Source organism: Pararobbsia alpina, assembly GCF_965118125.1.
Lineage (GTDB): Bacteria > Pseudomonadota > Gammaproteobacteria > Burkholderiales > Burkholderiaceae > Pararobbsia > Pararobbsia alpina_A.
In genome coordinates, this window is the sequence record NZ_OZ221287.1 from 151784 (window position 1) to 170686 (window position 18903).

An 18903-nucleotide genomic window follows, 5' to 3' on the forward strand; every position below is an offset into this window, starting at 1 on the left:
GCAGCTTACACCCCGCGTGCGGCGATTTCATTCCGCCCCCGCCGCGCCTTGATCTGCCTAGCCCCGCACCGAAAAGCCAGCCAGGCGACACCACGCTCAAACCCCGTTTTCACCGGTGAGAAATCCGGGCGGACGGTGCGTGCCTCCGTTTGCCAAGCCAGCCGACAACCCGTTCGCGTCTTCGACGCGTTCCGCCACTCGACTGACCAGGTAAAACATGATGCTTCGCCCGACTCCGCTCGTCACCGCGCTGTTCTCAGCCGGTGCCATCACCCTGGCTGCCCTGCCCGCTCATGCCGCAAGCGCGGAAGCCCAGACCCAGGCCCAGGCCGCCACTTCTCAGGCTCAGACCACGCCGTCGCATGAGGAAGGTACGCTGCCCACAGTGCAGGTCAATGACGTCACAGATAATCAAAGCTTCTCTGCCGAGACCTCATCCGTTGGCGCCAAGCTGCCGACCGAGCTCCGCGATATCCCGCAACAGGTCACGGTCATCAACCGTGCACTGCTCAATTCGCAGGGAGCGACGTCGTTTCAGGATGCGTTGCGCAATGCACCCGGCGTGACGATCGGTGCGGCAGAAGGCGGGACCATCGGAAATAACGTGAACTTGCGCGGATTTACCGCCAGAACGGATATTTATCTCGACGGATTCCGTGACCGCGGTCAGTACTATCGCGACACGTTTGATCTCGACGCGATCGAAGTCCTCTACGGTCCTTCGTCGATGCTGTTCGGCCGGGGTTCGACGGGTGGTGTGATCAACCAGACCAGTAAGCAGGCGCAGCTGACGCCCGTCTCCGAAGTCTCGGCGACGATCGGTACCGACGACCGCTACCGCACGACGGTCGATCTCGATCGCGCCCTGTCCGACACAGCGGCGTTCCGGATCAACGCGTTCGGCCAGAGCATGGGTTCGTCGCGCGACGAAATGCGCAACAAGGACTACGGGATCGCGCCGACCGTGAAGTTCGGCATCGGTACGCCCACCGAGATCACGTTATCGGCGCTGATCCAGCACAACCGCGATATGCCCGATTATGGCGTTCCGCCGGTCAACGGCCGTCCCGTACCGGTCGACAAGTCGACGTTCTACGGGCTGACGGACGATCGAACGATCCAGGATGTGCAGATCGTGTCGGCCCGGGTCGACCATCGCTTCAACGAGAACTTCCGTCTGCGCAATCAGACGCAGTACGCGCACTACGTGACGGACGCGCGCGAGACCGGTGCGAGCGCAGTGTTGACCGGACCGCTGTCGACCAGCACGGCGCTGACAAACGGCAATTACACGACGCTCCCGCTGTCGTCCTTGTACGCGAAGCTCGGTTCCCATGATCGCGTCATCACCGATCAGTCGATCTACAACACGACCGACTTGATTTCGAAGTTCGCAACGGGGCCGCTCAAGCACGAAGTCGTCACGGGTATCGAACTCGGCCACGATTCGTACACGAACCAGGCAACAACGCGCACCAACCTTCCGATCGTCTCGCTTCTCGATCCGATTTATACCTCTACGCCCGCCAACTCAGCGACAACGATCGGCAACTATGCAAACTCGGGTGCCAATGAGTTCGCGGCGTATGCGAACGACACGGTGTCGATCGGCGATCACTGGAAAATCGTCGGCGGTTTGCGTTGGGACAAATATCGGGCGCACATCGCCAATACAATTACCGCGCCTGGATACGCATCGCAGACGAACTACTTTACGAGCGTGCGCACCGGGGTGATCTGGCAGCCGACGGACACCCAGTCGTACTACGCGTCGTATGGCACCTCGTTCGATCCGTCGCTCGAGACGCTGACGGTCACCAGCGGTCAGCAGAACCTCAAGCCCGAATCGAACCGGTCGTATGAGGTCGGCGGCAAGTGGGATCTGCTTGACGGCAATCTGTCGACGAACGCGGCGCTGTTCCGCATCGACAAGACCAATGCGCGCACGCAGGTATCGACGGGGGTCTATTCGCTTGACGGTAATATTCGCGTCGACGGTTTTCAGGCAGGTGCGAGCGGCCGGCTCACGCACAACTGGCTCATCTACGCGGGATACACGTATCTCGACGCGACGATCCTTGAAGCGCGTGACGGCACACAGGGCAAGACACCGGCAAACGTACCGAAGCACACGTTCACGCTGTGGACCACCTACGAACCGTTGCCGCACTGGGAAATCGGCGGAGGCATGACGTATTTGTCGTCGCGTTACGCGGCGAACAACGACTTCGTGTCGGTCGGCGGTTATACGCGCTTCGACGCGACCGTCGCCTACCGTCAGCCGAAGTACGACGTGCGGGTGAACTTGCTGAATTTGACGAACAAGTACTATTACGACGCGCTGATCCCGTCGGACGGTGGCCGAGCGGTGCCTGGCATTGGCCGCGCCGTGCTGCTGACCGGGACGTATCGCTTCTGATCCGCTGTCCGCCAAAGCCTGGGGAGGCGAGGCTCTCCGGCTTTGCGCGGTTGTCCGGACATGGCTTTTGGCCACGTCCGGACAAGGCACCGGGTCTTGGCGGCAATCGCCGATTGCACCCCGGCCAGCCGCACGGGAAGCCAGGCGCCTGACGTTCCTGAAAACAAGTAGTCTGAAACACACAACACACTGCACATGATTCTGTCGATTCCGAAGCTGATTGACCGCGACACCGTCACCTCGATTCGAAGCCGCCTCGATGCGTCGGACGCACCCTGGGTCGACGGGCGTGTTTCAGCCGGATACTCCGGTGCGCCGGTCAAGCTGAATCAACAGATCAGCGAAGTGTCGCAGCTCGCGGCTGAGGCGGGCGATCAGATTCTGTCGTTTCTGGAACGCAACCCGCTCTTTATCAGCTTCGCACTGCCGAACCAGGTCTACCCGCCGATGTTCAATCGGTACGGGGAAGGTATGACCTTCGGCAATCACGTCGACGGCGGAGTGCGAATCTCGCCGGCCACCGGACGCAAGATTCGAGCGGACTTGTCGATCACCCTTTTTCTGGCCGATCCGTCCGAATACGACGGCGGCGAACTGGTGATCGAAGACACCTACGGTACGCATGAGGTCAAGCTGGCAGCCGGCGACGCGATCGTCTACCCCGCATCGAGCCTGCACCGCGTTCAACCCGTCACACGTGGTGTTCGCGTCGCGAGTTTCTTCTGGATCCAGAGCCTGATTCGCAACGACGGCCAGCGCTCGATCCTGCACGACATGGACACGGCCATCCAACGCCTCAACGCCACCTCAGGCGACGAGGACGCCCGACGTACCCTCGTCGGCTGCTATCACAACTTGCTCCGACAATGGAGCGAGACCTGATCGTCGAAAGGCAGTTCGAGCCGCTTGAAGGCAAACGCCAGAGTCGGGTAAAGCAAGGCCACGCGATCACTGCAGGTCCGTGTTCCTGATTTTCGCGGGTCGGATGGCAGACTCGTTCCTAGCTATCGAAAGAACACTGCAGTAATACCGATCGGAGGCAGTGGAGGCAGCGTCACGCTCCCGTCGGGATGCCTATAAAGAATCCCGGCATCGATCAGCTCTTGCGTCGTCCCGTCAGGGTCTCGGTCCAGCCTATCCATGCATGCGCGCAAGCTAGCCATCTCTTTTTGATGTTCGCTCTGATAAGGCGTTCGCACATGGAGACGCGGACCCCCGAGTCGTCGCGATCGCCGTGGGTACATGGTCATGGTGCCCTCCCCGCAATGTAGATAAAGCCGATTGACGCGCGATAACGCGTCACTGTGGCGTTGCAGCGCGACGGATAGGCCGCCTCGTTCTTCGCAACGCTCACTTCACCCCCATTCGCCAGACGCGCGAGCGACCCGGATTTCACAATCCGCTCGTTGGCGCCCTAGAGCTTTCCCCTCGAGAGATTCTCTTTCGCTATCGCCCGATCATCGAATGCGATTGGTCGGCTATCGCATTGCCGATATATTTGTTCGCACTACAACGAACGATTCGGAGACACGGTGAACCAGATCGATTTGAGCGGGCGGGTGCTCGTCGTGACGGGCGGCGCGCGCGGTATCGGTTACGCGGTCGCGCAGCGCGCACTGGAATCAGGCGGCTCGGCTGCCCTTTGGGATGTCGACGCGGCACGCCTCGCGCAGACGGCGGGTGAACTTGGCGCGCTCGGTAAGGGCAAAGTCACCACGCACGTGGTCGAGCTGACCGACGAAGCCTCGGTCAACGCGGCGACGCAGGCCACGCTCGACGCGCACGGCTCGATCGACGGCCTGATCAATAACGCCGGCATCACCGGTGGCAATGGCCCGCTCTGGGAACTGCCGCCCGACGTGTGGCGCCGCGTCATCGACGTGAACCTGATCGGCCCGTATCTCACCTGCCGGGCAATCGTTCCGCAGATGATCAAGCAAGGCTACGGTCGGATCGTCAACGTCGCCTCGATCGCCGCGAAGGAAGGCAATCCGAACGCCTCGCACTACAGTGCGTCGAAGGCGGGCCTGATCGGCTTGACCAAATCGCTCGGCAAGGAACTCGCGACGAAGAACATCCTCGTCAACGCGGTTACCCCGGCGGCAGCCAAGACGGAGATCTTCGACTCGATGACGCAGCAGCACATCGACTACATGCTGGCGCGCATCCCGATGGCGCGGTTCCTGCAGCCGTCCGAGGCCGCCGCGATGATCATCTGGCTCGCCTCGGAAGACTGTGCGTTCAGCACGGGTGCCGTCTTCGACTTGTCCGGCGGCCGCGCAACGTACTGACGCTACGGCGCGCTGACGCGGCTTCGGCGCACAGCGAACGTTTGCGCGCCGAAGCCGAAGCCGAAGCCGAAGCCGAAGCCGAAGCCGAAGCCGAAGCCGAAGCCGAAGCCAAGACCGTCAGCGCCGATCAAGACACAAAACAACCGCCTGCTCGAGACAACCGCCGTGCCGCCTGTCCGCGGCACCCCTGTCGCTCGCCAGGCCCCGAACCGACTTAAGCGACGACGCGCGCATCGATGCGCGCGCCTCCCCTCCGACGGAGACCGATGATGTCCATGCCCACGATTCGTCACGTCCGCGCATTCACGGTGCGCGGCGGCGGCGCCGACTATCACGACCAGGACGATGGTCACTGGATCGACGACCATATCTCGACCCCGCTCGCGCGCTACCCCGAATACCGCAAGAGCCGCCGCTCGTTCGGCATCAACGTGCTTGGCACGCTGGTCGTCGAAATCGAAGCGAGCGACGGCACGGTCGGATTCGCCGTCACGACTGCTGGCGAGATCGGCGCGTTCATCGTCGAAAAGCATCTCGCGCGCTTCCTCGAAGGCCAATTGGTCAGCGACATCGAAAAGATGTGGGACCTGATGTACTTCGGCACGCTCTACTACGGCCGCAAGGGCGTCGTGCTCAACACGATTTCGGGCGTCGATCTCGCGCTGTGGGACTTGCTCGCGAAGATCCGCAAGGAACCGGTCTACCAACTGCTCGGCGGCCCCGTGCGGGACGAACTCCAGTTTTACGCCACCGGCGCACGCCCTGACCTCGCGAAGCAAATGGGCTTTATCGGCGGCAAGATGCCGCTGCAACACGGCCCCGCCGAAGGCGAAGAAGGCCTGCGCAAGAACATCGAACGGCTCGCCGACATGCGCAACAAAGTTGGCGATGACTTCTGGCTCATGTACGACTGCTGGATGAGTCTCGACGTGCGCTACGCGACGCGCTTCGCCGAGCTCGCGAAGCCGTGGAATCTCAAGTGGATCGAAGAGGCTCTGCCGCCCGACGATTACTGGGGCTACGCCGAACTGCGCAAGAACGTGCCCAAGGGCATGTGGGTGACGACCGGCGAACACGAAGCCACCCGCTGGGGCTTCCGCATGTTGCTCGAGATGGGCTGCTGCGACATGATCCAGCCGGACGTGAACTGGTGCGGCGGCATCACCGAACTCATCAAGATCTCGGCACTCGCCGATGCGCACGATGCGCTCGTCGTGCCCCACGGCTCATCGGTCTACAGCTACCACTTCGTCGTCACGCGCCACAACTCGCCGTTCTCCGAATTCCTGATGATGGCGCCGAAGGCCGACAAGGTCGTGCCGATGTTCACACCGCTGCTGCTCGACGAACCGGTCCCTGTGAACGGCCGATTGAAAGTGCCCGACACACCGGGCTTCGGCGTGCGCCTGAATCCGGATTGTGCGTTGCATCGTCCGTACGAACACTAAGCGCATGATTCACGCGCATCGACCGCTCGTGATGCGCGATGTGCAGGGCCCCGATGCGATTCACTGATGAACGCCGAGCTCGGTTTCGAATCCTCGCGCATTCACCCATGAACCGGATCGGGCTTTGCCACATCGAAGGTACATGCGATCCGGTTGCATCGGTCGCGCGACCATTCACCTGTAAACCGGAATCGGACATCTCGTCATGCTGCTCAACAACAAAGTGGTCATCGTGACCGGTGGCTCGCGCGGTATCGGGCGAGCGATCGCCGTCGCATGCGCGCGCGAAGGCGCCGACGTGGCAATCAACTACTGGGGCGAGAACGACGCGTCGTATCACAAGCGCTCGGCCGTCGACAGCGTGCTCGACGAGATCAAGTCACTAGGCCGCCGCGCGATCGCCGTCGAAGGCGACGTCTCGCTACCGGCAACGGCCACCGAGCTTGTCGACAAGACGGTGGAAGCCTTCGGCCGCGTCGACGTGCTGGCCAGCAATGCAGGCATCTGCCCGTTCCACGCCTTTCTCGACATGCCGCCTGAAGTCTTTCAGACCACAGTCGCCGTCAATCTCGGTGGCGCGTTCTATGTGACGCAAGCCGCGGCCAACCAGATGAAGAAGCAAGGCGACGGCGGGGCAATCGTCGCTACGAGTTCGATCAGCGCGCTGGTCGGCGGCGGCATGCAAACACACTACACACCGACCAAGGCCGGCGTGCATTCGTTGATGCAGTCCTGTGCAATCGCACTCGGCCCCTATAAGATTCGGTGTAACTCGGTGATGCCGGGGACGATCGCGACTGATCTGAATGCAGAAGATCTGTCCTCGCCCGAGAAGAAAGCCTATTTCGAACGACGAATTCCGCTTGGCCGGCTGGGCCGTCCTGACGATATCGCCGATGTCGTGGTGTTCCTGGCCTCCGACATGGCGCGTTATGTGACAGGCGCCGCGCTGCTGGTCGACGGCGGGTTATTCGTCAATCTTCAATAGCGCCGTCGCAGCAGGCGCCGCAGAGCGCGCGACGGCCGACCCCGCGAGGAAAGCTTGAAAGTCGCGCTGTTCGTCCCCTGCTTCATCGACGCGTTCTACCCTGAAGTCGGCATCGCATCGCTCGAGTTGCTCGAGCGTCTCGGTCTCGATGTCCACTACCCGGCCACGCAGACCTGCTGTGGCCAGCCCATGGCCAACAACGGCAGCGAAGCCGATGCCGCTGGCTGCGAGCAACTCTTCGCTGACAGCTTCGCGGGCTACGACTACATCGTCGGCCCTTCTGCAAGCTGCGTTCACCATGTGCGATCGCACATGACGGCCATCGAGCAGACCGATAGCGTGACGCAAGTCCGCGCACGCACGTACGAACTCGTCGAGTTCCTGCATGACGTGCTCAAGGTCAGCGAATTTCCCTGGGCCGAGTTTCCTCACAAGGTTGGCCTGCACAACAGCTGCAGCGCGTTGCGTCACCTCAAGGAAGCGTCGATCAGCGAGGTCGATGCGCCAGCGTTCTCCAAACCCATGGCGCTGCTATCGGGCGTCAAGGGCATCGAATTCGCGAAGCCCACGCGGCCCGACGAATGCTGCGGCTTCGGCGGCACGTTCTCGGTCGGTGAGGAAGCGGTGTCGGTGCGCATGGGCCAGGACAAGGTTCGCGACCACCTGTCGGCGGGCGCGGAATACATCGTATCGGGCGACATGTCGTGCCTGATGCATCAGAAGGGCTGCTCGGCCCGCATCGGCATGGGCATGCGCTTTATTCATATCGCCCAGATCCTCAACGGAGCCCGCGAATGAGTGCAACCATTCATGGCAAGCCCGGCAAGGTCGATCACGCGAAAGCGGCCGGCAAGTTCATCGCGCGTGAAGACCACATCGCGTTTCACGACAAACGCCTGTGGGACATCCGTCAAAAGCGCGACACGCTGATGCACGGCATCCCCGAGTGGGAGCAACTGCGTGCGGCCGCGTCGGCGCTCAAGGAACACACGCTCTCAAATCTGTCACAGTACCTCGCACAGTTTGCCGAACAAGCCGAAGCGCATGGTGTAAAGGTGCACTGGGCGGCCGATGCGAAAGAGCATAACGAGATCGTTCACAAGATCCTGTCGGACCGCAAGGTGACAACGCTCGTGAAGAGCAAGTCGATGCTGACCGAAGAGTGCGGCATGCGGCCGTACCTCGAGGAACGCGGCATCGATATCATGGAGACCGATCTCGGCGAGCGCATCCAGCAGCTCGATCATGAAGATCCGAGCCATATCGTGATGCCTGCGGTGCACAAGCTGCGCACGGATGTCGCAGAAGTCTTCGCGAAGACGATCGGCAGCGATCCGAACAACAGCGACATCCCGTATCTCGCCGAAAGCCAGCGTCAGAACACGCGCCCGTACTTCCTGCGCGCCGAAGCCGGCATGACGGGGTGTAACTTCGCCGTCGCTGAGACGGGCACGGTGGTGGTCTGCACGAACGAAGGCAACGCGGATCTGAGCGCGAACGTGCCGCCGCTGCATATCGTGTCGATGGGGATCGAGAAGCTGATCCCGCGCACGCGCGATCTCGGCGTGTTTATCCGCCTGTTGTCGCGCAGCGCGCTCGGCTCGCCGATCACGCAGTACACCTCGCACTTCCGCGCACCGCGTGAAGGCGCTGAATTGCATTACGTGATCGTCGACAACGGACGCAGCGACCGGCTCGCGATGGGCGATTTCTGGCATTCGCTTAAATGCATTCGCTGTGGCGCATGCATGAATACCTGCCCCGTGTACCGGCGCAGCGGCGGCCTGTCGTATGGCAGCACGTATGCGGGACCGATCGGCGCGATCATCAATCCGACCTACGACCTCAAGAAGTTCAGCGCGCTGCCTTATGCATCGACGCTGAACGGCAGTTGCTCGAACGTGTGCCCGGTCAAGATCGATATTCACGAGCAGCTCTACAAATGGCGGCAGGTCGTCGCGACGCATCATGAGCTGCCGTTCGTCAAACAGAAGGCGCTGCAGGTTGCCGGGCGATTGCTCGCGAGTCCCAAGCTCTATCGGACGACGGTCAAATCGATGTCGACGGCGCTTGAGCGGTTGCCGAATTTCATGCTCTACAACCCGTTGAATATCTGGGGACGGCACCGGGATCTGCCCGACGTGCCGAAGCAGACGTTCCACGAGTGGTACGCGACGCATCGCGGGGCGAAGTCGGAAGACGTCGAGTAAGCGAATTAACAAGTCACCGATAGACCAAGTAGTCGAATGATTGAGTCATCGGTTTATCGAGTCATTAAGTCATCGGTTTATCGAGTCATCGAATTGAGAAGCACATACGCGCCATGAGTTCAAAAGACAGCTTTCTCGCGAAGATCCGTGCGGCGCAGCCGGCGGCGGTCGAGATGCCCGACATTCCGTTGTTTGCGACGCCGGAAGGCGATCGGATCGAGCGGTTTATTGCCGGGCTCGCGTTGTACGGCGGTGTCGCACAACGTGTCGCGACCGTCGACGAGGCGCGCGACGCGATTTACGCCAAATTCGGCAAGGACGTCGCGTTGTGCTCGGTGGTCGACGCCATTCCGGGCACGCGCGTGATCGGCGCGGACACCGTGCCATCGTCGCTGCACGACGTGGAAGTGGCCGTCGTGCCCGGTCGGTTCGGCGTCGCCGAGACGGGCTCGGTGTGGCTCAGCGAGGCTGAATATCGCGTCAATTCGATCGGCTATCTCGCGCAGCATCTCGTGATCGTGCTCGACGAGTCGTCGATCGTCGACGGCTTGCAGGACGCGTATCGCCGCGACGATTTCAACCACGCGCGCTATGCCGTGCTCGTGACCGGACCGTCGGCCACGGCCGATATCGAGGGCGTGCTGGTTCGCGGCGCGCAAGGCGTACGGTCACTGACGATCATGCTCGTCGGCGGGACGCACTAACCCCGCGCTAAAGCTAGTCACGCCGGCGTCACCATCTCCCCCTCACGCGGCGCAACACCCGAGTATTTCCGCAACAGCGCAATAAATCGCTCAGCCGCGTCGCTGAGCGGTTCGTGCTTGCGCACGAGCAGACCAAACCCGGTCAGGTTCTTACCGATCTCGACATGCAGATCGACCAATAAGCGCGCTTTCAGATAGTCACGCGCGACCGACTCGGAGAGCATGGCCACGGCATCACTGCTTTGAAGCAGTTGAAGCGTCGCGAAAATCGAAGCGCATTCGACAAGATTGGCAGGGGACGACAGCCCCGCCGAGGCGAGTTCTTCTTCGAATAGCTTGCGTGCCGGGCTCGTGATGGGCTGCACAACCCACGGCCAGTCGATCAGATCGGCGAGCCGCGGCGCAGCTTGGCCAATCAGCGGATGACGCGCACGCACGACGAGCTTCATCGTTTCATTGGCGATGGGCTCGAAGTCGAAATGATTGTGCTGGAGCGGATTCGTAAATCGACCGAGCGCGAGTTCGATTTCGCGACGCTCGAGCAGTTCGACAACCTGATCGCTGGTCTCGCCAAGGATGCGGATATTGAGCAGAGGCCGCTCCGCCTTGAGGTCGGCAACGGCAACCGCGACGAGATCCGGCGCCGCGCCCATGATCGCGCCGACCGTCAGCTGGCCATGGCCGCCGCGGCGTTTGACCTCGAGCCCCTCGGCGAAACGCGTCAGGTGGGCGAGCGATTGACGCGCATACGCAAGGGCTTCGATGCCAAGCGGTGTCGGCTCCATGCCACGCGCGCGGCGCTCGAACAGGGCAAACCCGAATGCCTCTTCGATATCGGCGAGCATGCGGCTCGCACTGGGCTGCGCCACGTTGATATCGGCCGCGGCCTGATGCAGGTTGCGCGTGTCGTCGAGGGCGACGAGCAGTGACAGATGCCGGAACCGGAGGCGGTTCACGAGCGTCACGAACGAGGGGGAGAGGGTCATCGCACCGATCCGCTTTTCTGATCGACTGATCGTAACATCGGATTGAATGGTTATCGCTGCCCCGCTTATAGTCGTGTCACTCAATAGAAGAAATGCAACGGAGACAGACGACGCGCCAAAGTAGCGCGACGTCCCTAGAAACAGGATTCCGATGGAGACGATCGCCTTTCGGATGACGCTGAAGCCCGGCAAGCAGGACGAGTACCGGCAGCGTCATGACGCTATCTGGCCCGAGCTGGCTGACGCATTGCGCGAAGCCGGCATCCACGATTACTGGATCTTTCTCGACGAATCGACACACCACCTGTTTGCGGTGCTCAAGCGCCCGGCCGATCACGGCATGGACGCGCTGCCGGGGCTTCCGGTCATGCGCCGCTGGTGGGACTACATGGCCGATCTCATGGATACCGAGACCGACCATGCGCCGATCGTCGTGCCGCTCACGCCGATGTTTCATCTCGCGTAAGCGCGCGGCCTGACACCTTGCGAGATGGCGCGCGACGCGCGTTATCCCGAGATGGATGCGCAGTGAATGTAAGTGCAGTGCAGCCGCTGAAGCACCGGCGCTCGCGTACGACGTACGTGACGCCGGCGCGCAGTGCCCCTTTCTGCCAACGGATGCCGTGCTCAATGAAAATCGTCGATCCGCATATTCATCTGTGGGACCTCGACACGCACCACTACCCGTGGCTGGCGAACCCCGGCGTGTCGTTCGTCGGCGACGCCCGTGCGCTCAAGCACAATTACCAGATCAATGATTTCCTGGCCGATGCCGAGTCCGCCAGCGCAACGCACGCCCCCGAAGCGCGGTCCGTGGCCGATGCGAATGCCGCGGCCACGAATCCGGTCGCATCGCCCGAGCGGTTCGAGCTGATCAAAGCCGTGCATATCGACGCGAATCACGATCCCGCGGACCCCGTTGAAGAAACACGCTGGCTCCAGTCGGTCGCTGATGGCGCAGCAAGTCACGGCATGCCGAACGCAATCGTCGCGGGCGCCGATCTCTCGAGCGATAACGTCGAAGCCGTGCTCGCCGCGCATGCCGCCTTCCCGAATACGCGCGGCATTCGCCAGATTCTCAACGTGCACGCCAATCCGCTTTACGACTATGTCGGGCGGCATTACATGCGCGAGCCCGTATGGCGCCGTAATTTCGGGCTGCTGCGCAAATACCGGCTCTCGTTCGATCTGCAGCTGTATCCGTCGCAAATGTCCGAGGCCGTCGAACTTGCGCGGGAAAACCCGCACACGCCGTTTGTCGTGAATCACGCCGGCATGTTCGTCGACCGCGATTCGGTGCAGGGCTGGCACGCCTGGCGCGAAGGCCTGCGCGCACTCGCGGCCTGCGACAACGTGAGCGTCAAGATCAGCGGCCTTGCGATGTTCGATCACGAATGGACCGTCGATAGCCTGCGGCCCTACGTGCTTGAAACGATCGATGCATTCGGTACCGATCGCGCAATGTTCGCGTCGAATTTTCCGGTCGACCGTTTATTCACGAGTTATCACAGGTTGTGGTCCGCCTATGCGGCCATCGTCAACGGCGCGAGCGACGCCGAGAAAGAAGCGCTGTTCCGCCGCAACGCGGAACGCGTCTACCGGATCTGAGCAGGCCACCGCGCCTGAATGAGGAATGTGTCATGACTGATCCATCGTCGACTCCGCCGCGCCTCGAGATGCACCGCGCGAGCAAGAGCTTCGGGCGCGTGCGCGCGCTCGAGGACGGTTCTCTTACGCTGTGGCCTGGCGAAGTCCACGCGTTGCTCGGCGAAAATGGTGCGGGCAAATCGACGCTCGTCAAATTGCTTGCCGGTGTCTATCAGCCCGATGGCGGCGAACTGCGCATCGATGGCGAGCCGCGCACGTTCTCCACCCCGGCCGATGCACGCAATGCAGGCATCGCGGTCATCTATCAGGAACCCACGCTGTTCTTCGATCTGTCGATCGCGGAGAACATTTATATGGGCCGGCAGCCGTGCGATCGCGCGGGCCGCATTCGCTACGATGCGATGCACGCCGAGGTCGACAGCCTGCTTGAATCGCTCGGTGTCCCGCTGCGCGCGCAACAACCGGTACGTGGACTGTCGATCGCCGATCAGCAAGTCGTCGAAATTGCGAAGGCGCTGTCGCTCAATGCGAACGTGCTCATCATGGACGAGCCGACGGCGGCGCTCTCGCTGCCTGAAGTTCAGCGCCTGTTTGCGATTGCCGAGAAGCTGCGCACCCGAGGCGTCGCCATCCTCTTTATTACGCACCGTCTCGACGAAGTGTTTCAGCTGACGCAGCGCATCACGATCATGCGCGATGGACGCACGGTGCACTTCGCGATGACGTCGGAAATGACGACAGACTCGATCGTCGCAAAGATGGTCGGGCGCGATCTCGATACGTTTTACCCGAAGGCGGAAACGACACCCGGCGACGTCGCCCTGTCCGTGCGCGGTCTGACCCGCACCGGCGTGTTCCGCGATATCTCCTTCGAGGTGCGCCATGGCGAGATCGTCGCGCTCGCGGGGCTCGTCGGAGCCGGTCGCAGTGAAGTCGCTCGCGCGATTTTCGGCATCGATCCGGTCGACGCGGGTGAAGTGCAGTTGCTTGGCAAACGCCTCACGCTCGGCAAGCCCGCGGTCTCGGTGCGATCGGGGCTCGCACTCGTCCCGGAAGATCGTCGAGGTCAAGGGCTGGCACTCGAACTCAGCATCGCACGCAACGCGTCGCTGACCGTACTAGGTCGGCTGACGCGCGGCGGTCTGATCTCGTCGCGCAGCGAAGAGCAGCTTGCGCAGACCTGGGGCCAACGCCTGCGCCTGAAGGCCGCGAGCATGACGGTGCCGGTCGGCACGCTGTCGGGTGGCAATCAGCAAAAGGTCGTGATCGGCAAATGGCTGGCCGCCGATCCGAAGGTACTGATCATCGACGAACCGACACGTGGCATCGACGTCGGCGCCAAGGCCGAGGTCTACCGCACCATGGCCGATCTCGTGCGCAACGGCATGGCCGTGCTGATGATCTCGAGCGAATTGCCCGAGGTGCTGGGCATGGCCGACCGCGTGCTCGTCATGCACGAAGGCCGGCTGAGCGCCGAGCTCACGCGCGCCGAAGCCAATGAAGAACGCATCATGAGCGCCGCCCTCGGGCAACGCTGGGAGCGTGCCGCATGAGCCGCGCCCATTCGATCTCCCATCGTCCGCATCGCGAACTGTCCACGATGAGCTCCTCGCCTTCCTCGCCCAAGACACCCGCGCCGCCGCCGGCAGGCCCGGCCGATCGCCGGTCCGGTGCGGCCTCGCGCTTCGCCGCCGCGCTGGCGCGCAATCGCGAAAGCACGCTGGTCATTGTGCTCGTGCTCGTCGTGCTGGGTACCGCGCTCGCCCGCCCGGGCTTCCTCAATGTGCAGAACCTGCGTGACGTGCTGCTCAACGTCGCGATCATCAGCTTGCTGAGCGCGGGCATGACCGTGGTCATGCTGATGCGTCATATCGATCTGTCGATCGGTTCGGTGGTGGGACTGACGGCCTATCTCGTCGGCACGCTATATGTGTTTTTCCCGGGCATGCCGGTCGTCGTCGCGCTACTCGCCGGCGTCGGCATGGGGATGTGTGCGGGGCTGATCAACGGACTGCTGGTCACGTTCGGGCGCGTGCCCTCGCTGGTGGCCACGCTGTCGACGCTCTACATCATCCGCGGCGCGGACTACTGGTACGTCCATGGCGGCCAGGTCAATGCAACGAGCCTGCCGGATGCCTACTCGCGCCTTGCGACAGGCTCGCTGCTCGGTGTGCCGAACCTGGTGCTGATCGCCGCCCTCGTGCTCGTGATCATGGGCATCTACTTGCGCTATTACCGCGGTGGACGCGAGTACTACGCCATCGGATCGAATCTCGAAGCTGCGCGACTTGCAGGGATTGCCGTCGACCGCCGCGTGTTCTACGGGTTCCTGATCTCCGGTGCGATCGCGGGCTTCGCGGGTGCACTCTGGCTCGCACGCTTCGGCACTGTCGATGCAAGCACGGCCAAAGGGATCGAACTGCAAGTCGTCGCGGCCGCAGTCGTCGGCAGTGTCGCGATCACGGGCGGTGTCGGCACGATCGGCGGCGCTACGCTCGGCGCGCTGCTGCTAGGGGTGATCAATATTTCGCTCGTGGTCCTGCGCGTGTCGCCGTTCTGGCAGCAGGCGATTCAGGGTGCACTGATCGTCGCGGCCATCACGCTCGACACGCTGCTGGCGCGCTCCGTCGCCAAACGCATGATGAAGAAGCGTGAACATGCGTAGTGCCCTCACTCTCCCGGACGACCCTCAGTCGCCAGCGCCCCGGATGTACGGGGCCGCACAGGCGAACAGGATCGGCAACGACAGGGCGCACGAATCGCATGCGTCGAACATCGAAGCGGCATCCGCGGTGATCGCCGGTTGCACAGCACTTGCATTGAAGGGATACATCGACCATGTCTGATACCGGACTCAAGCCCGATACCACCGCTGCCGCAAACGGCCGCGCGTTTCACTGGCCGTGGGAAGCCTCGCTCGCGGTCGTGCTGATCGCCTCGCTGGCGCTGGGCCGTGCGCTGTCACCCGACTTTCTCGGTGCGTCGAACATCTCGAACATGCTGGCCGACTTCACCGAGATCGCGTTGATGGCCTTACCGATGACGCTGATCATCGTCGCGGCGGAGATCGACCTGTCGGTGGCGTCCGTGCTCGGCGCATCGAGCGCCCTGATGGGCGTGCTCTGGCATATGGGGCTGCCGATGCCGCTCGTGATCGTCATCGTGCTTGTCGCGGGCACGCTCGCGGGCTTGCTCAACGGCCTCGTTATCGTGAAGCTCAACCTGCCCTCGCTGGCCGTGACGATCGGCTCGCTCGCGTTCTTCCGTGGCCTGGCCTACGTGCTGCTCGGCGATCAGGCGATTGCGGACTTTCCGCCCGAGTACACGTCGTTCGGCATCAATACGGTGGGCAACTCCTTCCTGCCTCAGCCGTTCGTGATCGTGGTCATCGGCGCGATCGTGTTCTGCGTGCTGCTTCAGGCCACGGCCTTCGGCCGCAGTCTCTATGCGATCGGCGCGAACCCGACGGCTGCGCAGTTTTCCGGCATCGATGTCGCACGCACCAAGCTCAAGCTGTTCGTGATGTCGGGCGCGATGAGCGCGCTGGCCGGAATCATCTACACGCTGCGCTTCACGAGCGCGCGCGGCGACAACGGCGAAGGCTTCGAACTGTCCGTCATCGCCGCCGTGCTGTTCGGCGGCGTGAGCATCTTCGGCGGCCGCGGTTCGATGATCGGCGTGCTGCTCTCGCTGATCATCATCGGTGTGCTGCGCAACGCGCTGACGCTGACCGACGTATCGAGCGAAGTGCTGACGATCATCACGGGTGCGCTGCTGCTCTCGTCCGTGCTGATTCCCAACTTGTTCGCACGCTGGCGCTCGATGCGCGAGCGCCGCGTACTGGCTGCCCGCGCTGCCGCGCGGGCCTGATCGATGATCGAGGAGATCACCTCACCGCAGTACCCACCCACGCACCGTCATCCGGCTCGCCGGCAGAAGAGTGCAACCTTAGGAGGCTTCACATGTTGCGAAACGTTCGTGCGTTAGCGATGCCCGCCCTGTGCGCGGCATTGCTCGCGGTCAGCGGCGCCGGTCACGCGCAAGGCGTCAAGGAGGGACTCAAGATCGCGTTTCTGCCCAAGCAGATCAACAACCCGTACGAGGTGATTGCCGACAACGGCGGCCTCGACGCGATCAAGGAGTTCAAGGGTGACGGCAAGGTCGTCGGTCCGTCGGATGCCGGCGCGTCGTCGCAGGTTCAATACATCAACACGCTGATCACGCAGAAGGTCGATGCGATCGTGATCGCGGCCAATGATGCCAACGCCGTCGTGCCGTATCTGCAGAAGGCGCACGCGGCCGGGATCAAGGTCGTGACATTCGACTCCGACACGGCGCCCGCCGGCCGTCAGATCTTCGTGAACCAGGCAGTCAGCGAAGATATCGGCCGCGGACAGATCCAGCTCACGTCGAAGCTGATCGGCGGTGAGGGTGAAATCGCGATTCTCTCGGCCACGCCGAACGCGACGAACCAGAACACCTGGATCAAGTTCATGCAGGACGAGCTCAAGAAGCCTGAGTACTCGAAGATCAAGCTCGTGAAGGTTGCGTACGGTAACGACGACGACCAGAAGTCGTTTGTCGAAACGCAAGGGCTGCTGCAGGCGTATCCGAACCTGAAGGCCATCATCGCGCCGACGACGGTGGGTATCGCCGCTGCCGCGCGCTATCTGTCGACGTCGCCGAAGAAAGGTCAGATTGCCGTGACAGGCCTCGGTACGCCGAACCAGATGCGCGCGTTCGTCAAGAACGGCACTGTGAAGGCGTTCCAACTGTGGGATCCGGGTGCACTCGGCTACCTCGCCGCGTATGCCGCAGCGAACCTGGCCTCGGGCACGATCACGGGCAAGGAAGGCGATTCGTTTGAAGCCGGCAAGCTCGGCAAGCGCACGGTCGGCAAGAACGGCGAAGTCGTGCTCGGACCGCCGACGACGTTTGACGAAAGCAATATCGATAACTTCAACTTCTAAGCGTATCGGCTTCAGATACGTATAACGGACCTTGCCTGCACGGAAGGTCCCGCCCGAGCAGCGATGTGTGGGTTACGGACCTTCGAGCGTTGAGCATCGATCGGCAAGTACCCACGAAAAACAGCCCGGCCCGAATGCGAATTCGGTGCCGGGCTGTTTATTTTGTGCAGCCGGAAACAGAGGTCGCGTGATCGAATCCTCTACCGGCGCACCGTGCGTTTAACCGACCCGCTGGTCCGTCGACGGCTTGAGCCAGAGGTTCACGCCGCCGTCGCGCGCGTGCTGATCGATCTCTTCGAGTTCCTGCTGCGAGAAAGTCAGGTTCTTGAGCGCCGCGACATTCTCGACGATCTGCTCGGGACGGCTTGCGCCGATCAGGGCGGACGTCACGCGCTTGTCGCGCAGTGTCCACGCGAGCGCCATTTGCGCGAGGCTCTGACCACGGCGTTGCGCGATGGTATTGAGCTTGCGCACATGGTTGAGGTTCTGCTCGCTCAGATGGTCCTTCTGCAGCGAGCCACCACCAGGCTGGTTGACCCGGGCTTCTGCGGGAATGCCGTTCAGATACTTGTCGGTCAGCACGCCCTGCGCGAGCGGGGTGAAGGCGATGCAACCCGCGCCGGTTTCATCGAGCGCGTCGAGCAGGTCTTCTTCGATCCAGCGGTTCAGCATGTTGTACGACGGCTGATGGATCAGCAGCGGCACCTTGAGGTCCTTCAGCAGCGCGGCCATCTCACGCGTCTTCGCGCCCGAGTACGACGAGATGCCGACATACAGGGCCTTGCCTTGCTGGACTGCAGTGGCAAGCGCACCCGCCGTTTCTTCGAGCGGCGTGTCCGCGTCGAAACGGTGCGAGTAGAAGATATCGACGTAGTCGAGACCCATGCGCTGCAGGCTCTGGTCGAGGCTCGCGAGCACGTACTTGCGCGAACCGCCGCCCTGGCCATACGGACCCGGCCACATATCCCAACCTGCCTTCGACGAGATCAGCAATTCATCGCGATAAGGGCGGAAGTCGTCCTTGAAGATCCGGCCGAAGTTCGTCTCGGCCGAGCCGTACGGAGGCCCGTAATTGTTGGCCAGGTCGAAGTGCGTGATGCCGAGATCGAATGCGGTGCGCAGCATCGCGCGCTGGCGATCGATCGGCGTCGTGTCGCCAAAGTTGTGCCACAGGCCGAGCGAAATCGCGGGGAGCTGAAGACCGCTTTTGCCACAGCGGCGATAGGGGACGCGACCGTCATAACGGTCGGATGCAGCGAGATACGTCATCGTGTGTCCT

Annotated in this window: 17 protein-coding genes; 14 read left to right on the forward strand and 3 right to left on the reverse strand. The window is 62.4% G+C overall.

The genetic code is table 11. The annotated features are described in order from the left end of the window. Positions 1-220 precede the first annotated feature (220 nt). The 3 genes from ACMFWR_RS00640 (at position 221) to ACMFWR_RS00650 (ending at position 4710) form a co-directional block, all read left to right on the forward strand. Positions 221-2419, forward strand: a complete 2199-nt coding sequence (locus tag ACMFWR_RS00640; protein WP_413194963.1) for a TonB-dependent receptor — start codon at positions 221-223, stop codon at positions 2417-2419. Positions 2420-2614: 195 nt separating this feature from the next. Further along, positions 2615-3301 carry a Fe2+-dependent dioxygenase gene (locus tag ACMFWR_RS00645; RefSeq protein WP_413193141.1) on the forward strand — a complete coding sequence of 229 codons (687 nt, stop codon included), beginning with the start codon at positions 2615-2617 and terminating at the stop codon, positions 3299-3301. Between the two features lie 650 nt (positions 3302-3951). After that, positions 3952-4710, forward strand: coding sequence for an SDR family NAD(P)-dependent oxidoreductase (locus ACMFWR_RS00650; RefSeq protein ID WP_413193142.1), 759 nt, complete (start codon positions 3952-3954; stop codon positions 4708-4710). Positions 4711-4712: 2 nt separating this feature from the next. Here ACMFWR_RS00650 and ACMFWR_RS00655 read toward each other — a convergent pair whose 3' ends face one another. Further along, complete coding sequence (locus ACMFWR_RS00655; protein ID WP_413193143.1) at positions 4713-4841, reverse strand: hypothetical protein; 129 nt, start codon at positions 4839-4841, stop codon at positions 4713-4715. A 138-nt stretch (positions 4842-4979) separates the two neighbouring features. On the opposite strand from ACMFWR_RS00655, the gene rhmD reads away from it, so the two are divergent. The 5 genes from rhmD to ACMFWR_RS00680 all read left to right on the forward strand — a co-directional run bounded on the left by rhmD (position 4980) and on the right by ACMFWR_RS00680 (position 10060). Beyond that, complete coding sequence (gene rhmD / locus ACMFWR_RS00660; protein WP_413194964.1) at positions 4980-6158, forward strand: L-rhamnonate dehydratase; 1179 nt, start codon at positions 4980-4982, stop codon at positions 6156-6158. Positions 6159-6363: 205 nt separating this feature from the next. Beyond that, the gene (locus ACMFWR_RS00665) at positions 6364-7146 is read left to right on the forward strand and encodes an SDR family NAD(P)-dependent oxidoreductase (protein ID WP_413193144.1); all 783 of its coding nucleotides are present in this window, start codon (positions 6364-6366) and stop codon (positions 7144-7146) included. A gap of 54 nt (positions 7147-7200) precedes the next feature. Next, complete coding sequence (locus tag ACMFWR_RS00670; protein ID WP_413193145.1) at positions 7201-7944, forward strand: (Fe-S)-binding protein; 744 nt, start codon at positions 7201-7203, stop codon at positions 7942-7944. After that, complete coding sequence (locus ACMFWR_RS00675; protein ID WP_413193146.1) at positions 7941-9356, forward strand: lactate utilization protein B; 1416 nt, start codon at positions 7941-7943, stop codon at positions 9354-9356. Before ACMFWR_RS00670 ends, ACMFWR_RS00675 begins: the two co-directional genes overlap by 4 nt. 113 nt (positions 9357-9469) lie before the next feature. Further along, a complete protein-coding gene (locus ACMFWR_RS00680; protein WP_413193147.1) occupies positions 9470-10060 on the forward strand; it encodes a LutC/YkgG family protein in 591 nt (196 codons plus the stop codon). A 17-nt stretch (positions 10061-10077) separates the two neighbouring features. Here the strand turns inward: ACMFWR_RS00680 and ACMFWR_RS00685 are convergent, their stop codons facing one another. Then, complete coding sequence (locus ACMFWR_RS00685; RefSeq protein ID WP_413193148.1) at positions 10078-11046, reverse strand: LysR family transcriptional regulator; 969 nt, start codon at positions 11044-11046, stop codon at positions 10078-10080. Positions 11047-11197: 151 nt separating this feature from the next. On the opposite strand from ACMFWR_RS00685, the gene ACMFWR_RS00690 reads away from it, so the two are divergent. The 6 genes from ACMFWR_RS00690 (at position 11198) to rhaS (ending at position 17624) form a co-directional block, all read left to right on the forward strand. After that, entirely contained in the window at positions 11198-11512 is a 315-nt protein-coding gene (locus ACMFWR_RS00690; protein WP_413193149.1) for an L-rhamnose mutarotase, read from the forward strand. Positions 11513-11676: 164 nt separating this feature from the next. Then, positions 11677-12654 carry an amidohydrolase family protein gene (locus tag ACMFWR_RS00695; protein WP_413193150.1) on the forward strand — a complete coding sequence of 326 codons (978 nt, stop codon included), beginning with the start codon at positions 11677-11679 and terminating at the stop codon, positions 12652-12654. 32 nt (positions 12655-12686) lie between these two features. Continuing rightward, on the forward strand, positions 12687-14207 hold the full coding sequence (locus ACMFWR_RS00700; protein ID WP_413193151.1) for a sugar ABC transporter ATP-binding protein: 1521 nt from the start codon (positions 12687-12689) through the stop codon (positions 14205-14207). A gap of 47 nt (positions 14208-14254) precedes the next feature. Next, complete coding sequence (locus ACMFWR_RS00705; protein ID WP_413194965.1) at positions 14255-15319, forward strand: ABC transporter permease; 1065 nt, start codon at positions 14255-14257, stop codon at positions 15317-15319. A gap of 173 nt (positions 15320-15492) precedes the next feature. Beyond that, the gene (locus tag ACMFWR_RS00710) at positions 15493-16524 is read left to right on the forward strand and encodes an ABC transporter permease (protein ID WP_413193152.1); all 1032 of its coding nucleotides are present in this window, start codon (positions 15493-15495) and stop codon (positions 16522-16524) included. A gap of 92 nt (positions 16525-16616) precedes the next feature. After that, positions 16617-17624 (forward strand): rhamnose ABC transporter substrate-binding protein, encoded by a 1008-nt coding sequence (rhaS, locus tag ACMFWR_RS00715; RefSeq protein ID WP_413193153.1) that lies wholly within the window; start codon positions 16617-16619, stop codon positions 17622-17624. A 219-nt stretch (positions 17625-17843) separates the two neighbouring features. Here the strand turns inward: rhaS and mgrA are convergent, their stop codons facing one another. Next, positions 17844-18893, reverse strand: coding sequence for an L-glyceraldehyde 3-phosphate reductase (gene mgrA / locus ACMFWR_RS00720; RefSeq protein WP_413193154.1), 1050 nt, complete (start codon positions 18891-18893; stop codon positions 17844-17846). Between the last annotated feature and the right edge of the window lie 10 nt (positions 18894-18903).

Coding starts and splice junctions, on each gene's coding strand:
- ACMFWR_RS00645 (WP_413193141.1), top strand. CDS start 2,615: ATGATTCTGTCGATTCCGAAGCTGATTGACCGCGACACCGTCACCTCG.
- rhmD (WP_413194964.1), top strand. CDS start 4,980: ATGTCCATGCCCACGATTCGTCACGTCCGCGCATTCACGGTGCGCGGC.
- ACMFWR_RS00640 (WP_413194963.1), top strand. CDS start 221: ATGCTTCGCCCGACTCCGCTCGTCACCGCGCTGTTCTCAGCCGGTGCC.
- ACMFWR_RS00690 (WP_413193149.1), top strand. CDS start 11,198: ATGGAGACGATCGCCTTTCGGATGACGCTGAAGCCCGGCAAGCAGGAC.
- ACMFWR_RS00700 (WP_413193151.1), top strand. CDS start 12,687: ATGACTGATCCATCGTCGACTCCGCCGCGCCTCGAGATGCACCGCGCG.
- ACMFWR_RS00705 (WP_413194965.1), top strand. CDS start 14,255: ATGAGCTCCTCGCCTTCCTCGCCCAAGACACCCGCGCCGCCGCCGGCA.
- ACMFWR_RS00675 (WP_413193146.1), top strand. CDS start 7,941: ATGAGTGCAACCATTCATGGCAAGCCCGGCAAGGTCGATCACGCGAAA.
- ACMFWR_RS00665 (WP_413193144.1), top strand. CDS start 6,364: ATGCTGCTCAACAACAAAGTGGTCATCGTGACCGGTGGCTCGCGCGGT.
- ACMFWR_RS00680 (WP_413193147.1), top strand. CDS start 9,470: ATGAGTTCAAAAGACAGCTTTCTCGCGAAGATCCGTGCGGCGCAGCCG.
- rhaS (WP_413193153.1), top strand. CDS start 16,617: ATGTTGCGAAACGTTCGTGCGTTAGCGATGCCCGCCCTGTGCGCGGCA.
- mgrA (WP_413193154.1), bottom strand. CDS start 18,893: ATGACGTATCTCGCTGCATCCGACCGTTATGACGGTCGCGTCCCCTAT.
- ACMFWR_RS00685 (WP_413193148.1), bottom strand. CDS start 11,046: ATGACCCTCTCCCCCTCGTTCGTGACGCTCGTGAACCGCCTCCGGTTC.
- ACMFWR_RS00710 (WP_413193152.1), top strand. CDS start 15,493: ATGTCTGATACCGGACTCAAGCCCGATACCACCGCTGCCGCAAACGGC.
- ACMFWR_RS00695 (WP_413193150.1), top strand. CDS start 11,677: ATGAAAATCGTCGATCCGCATATTCATCTGTGGGACCTCGACACGCAC.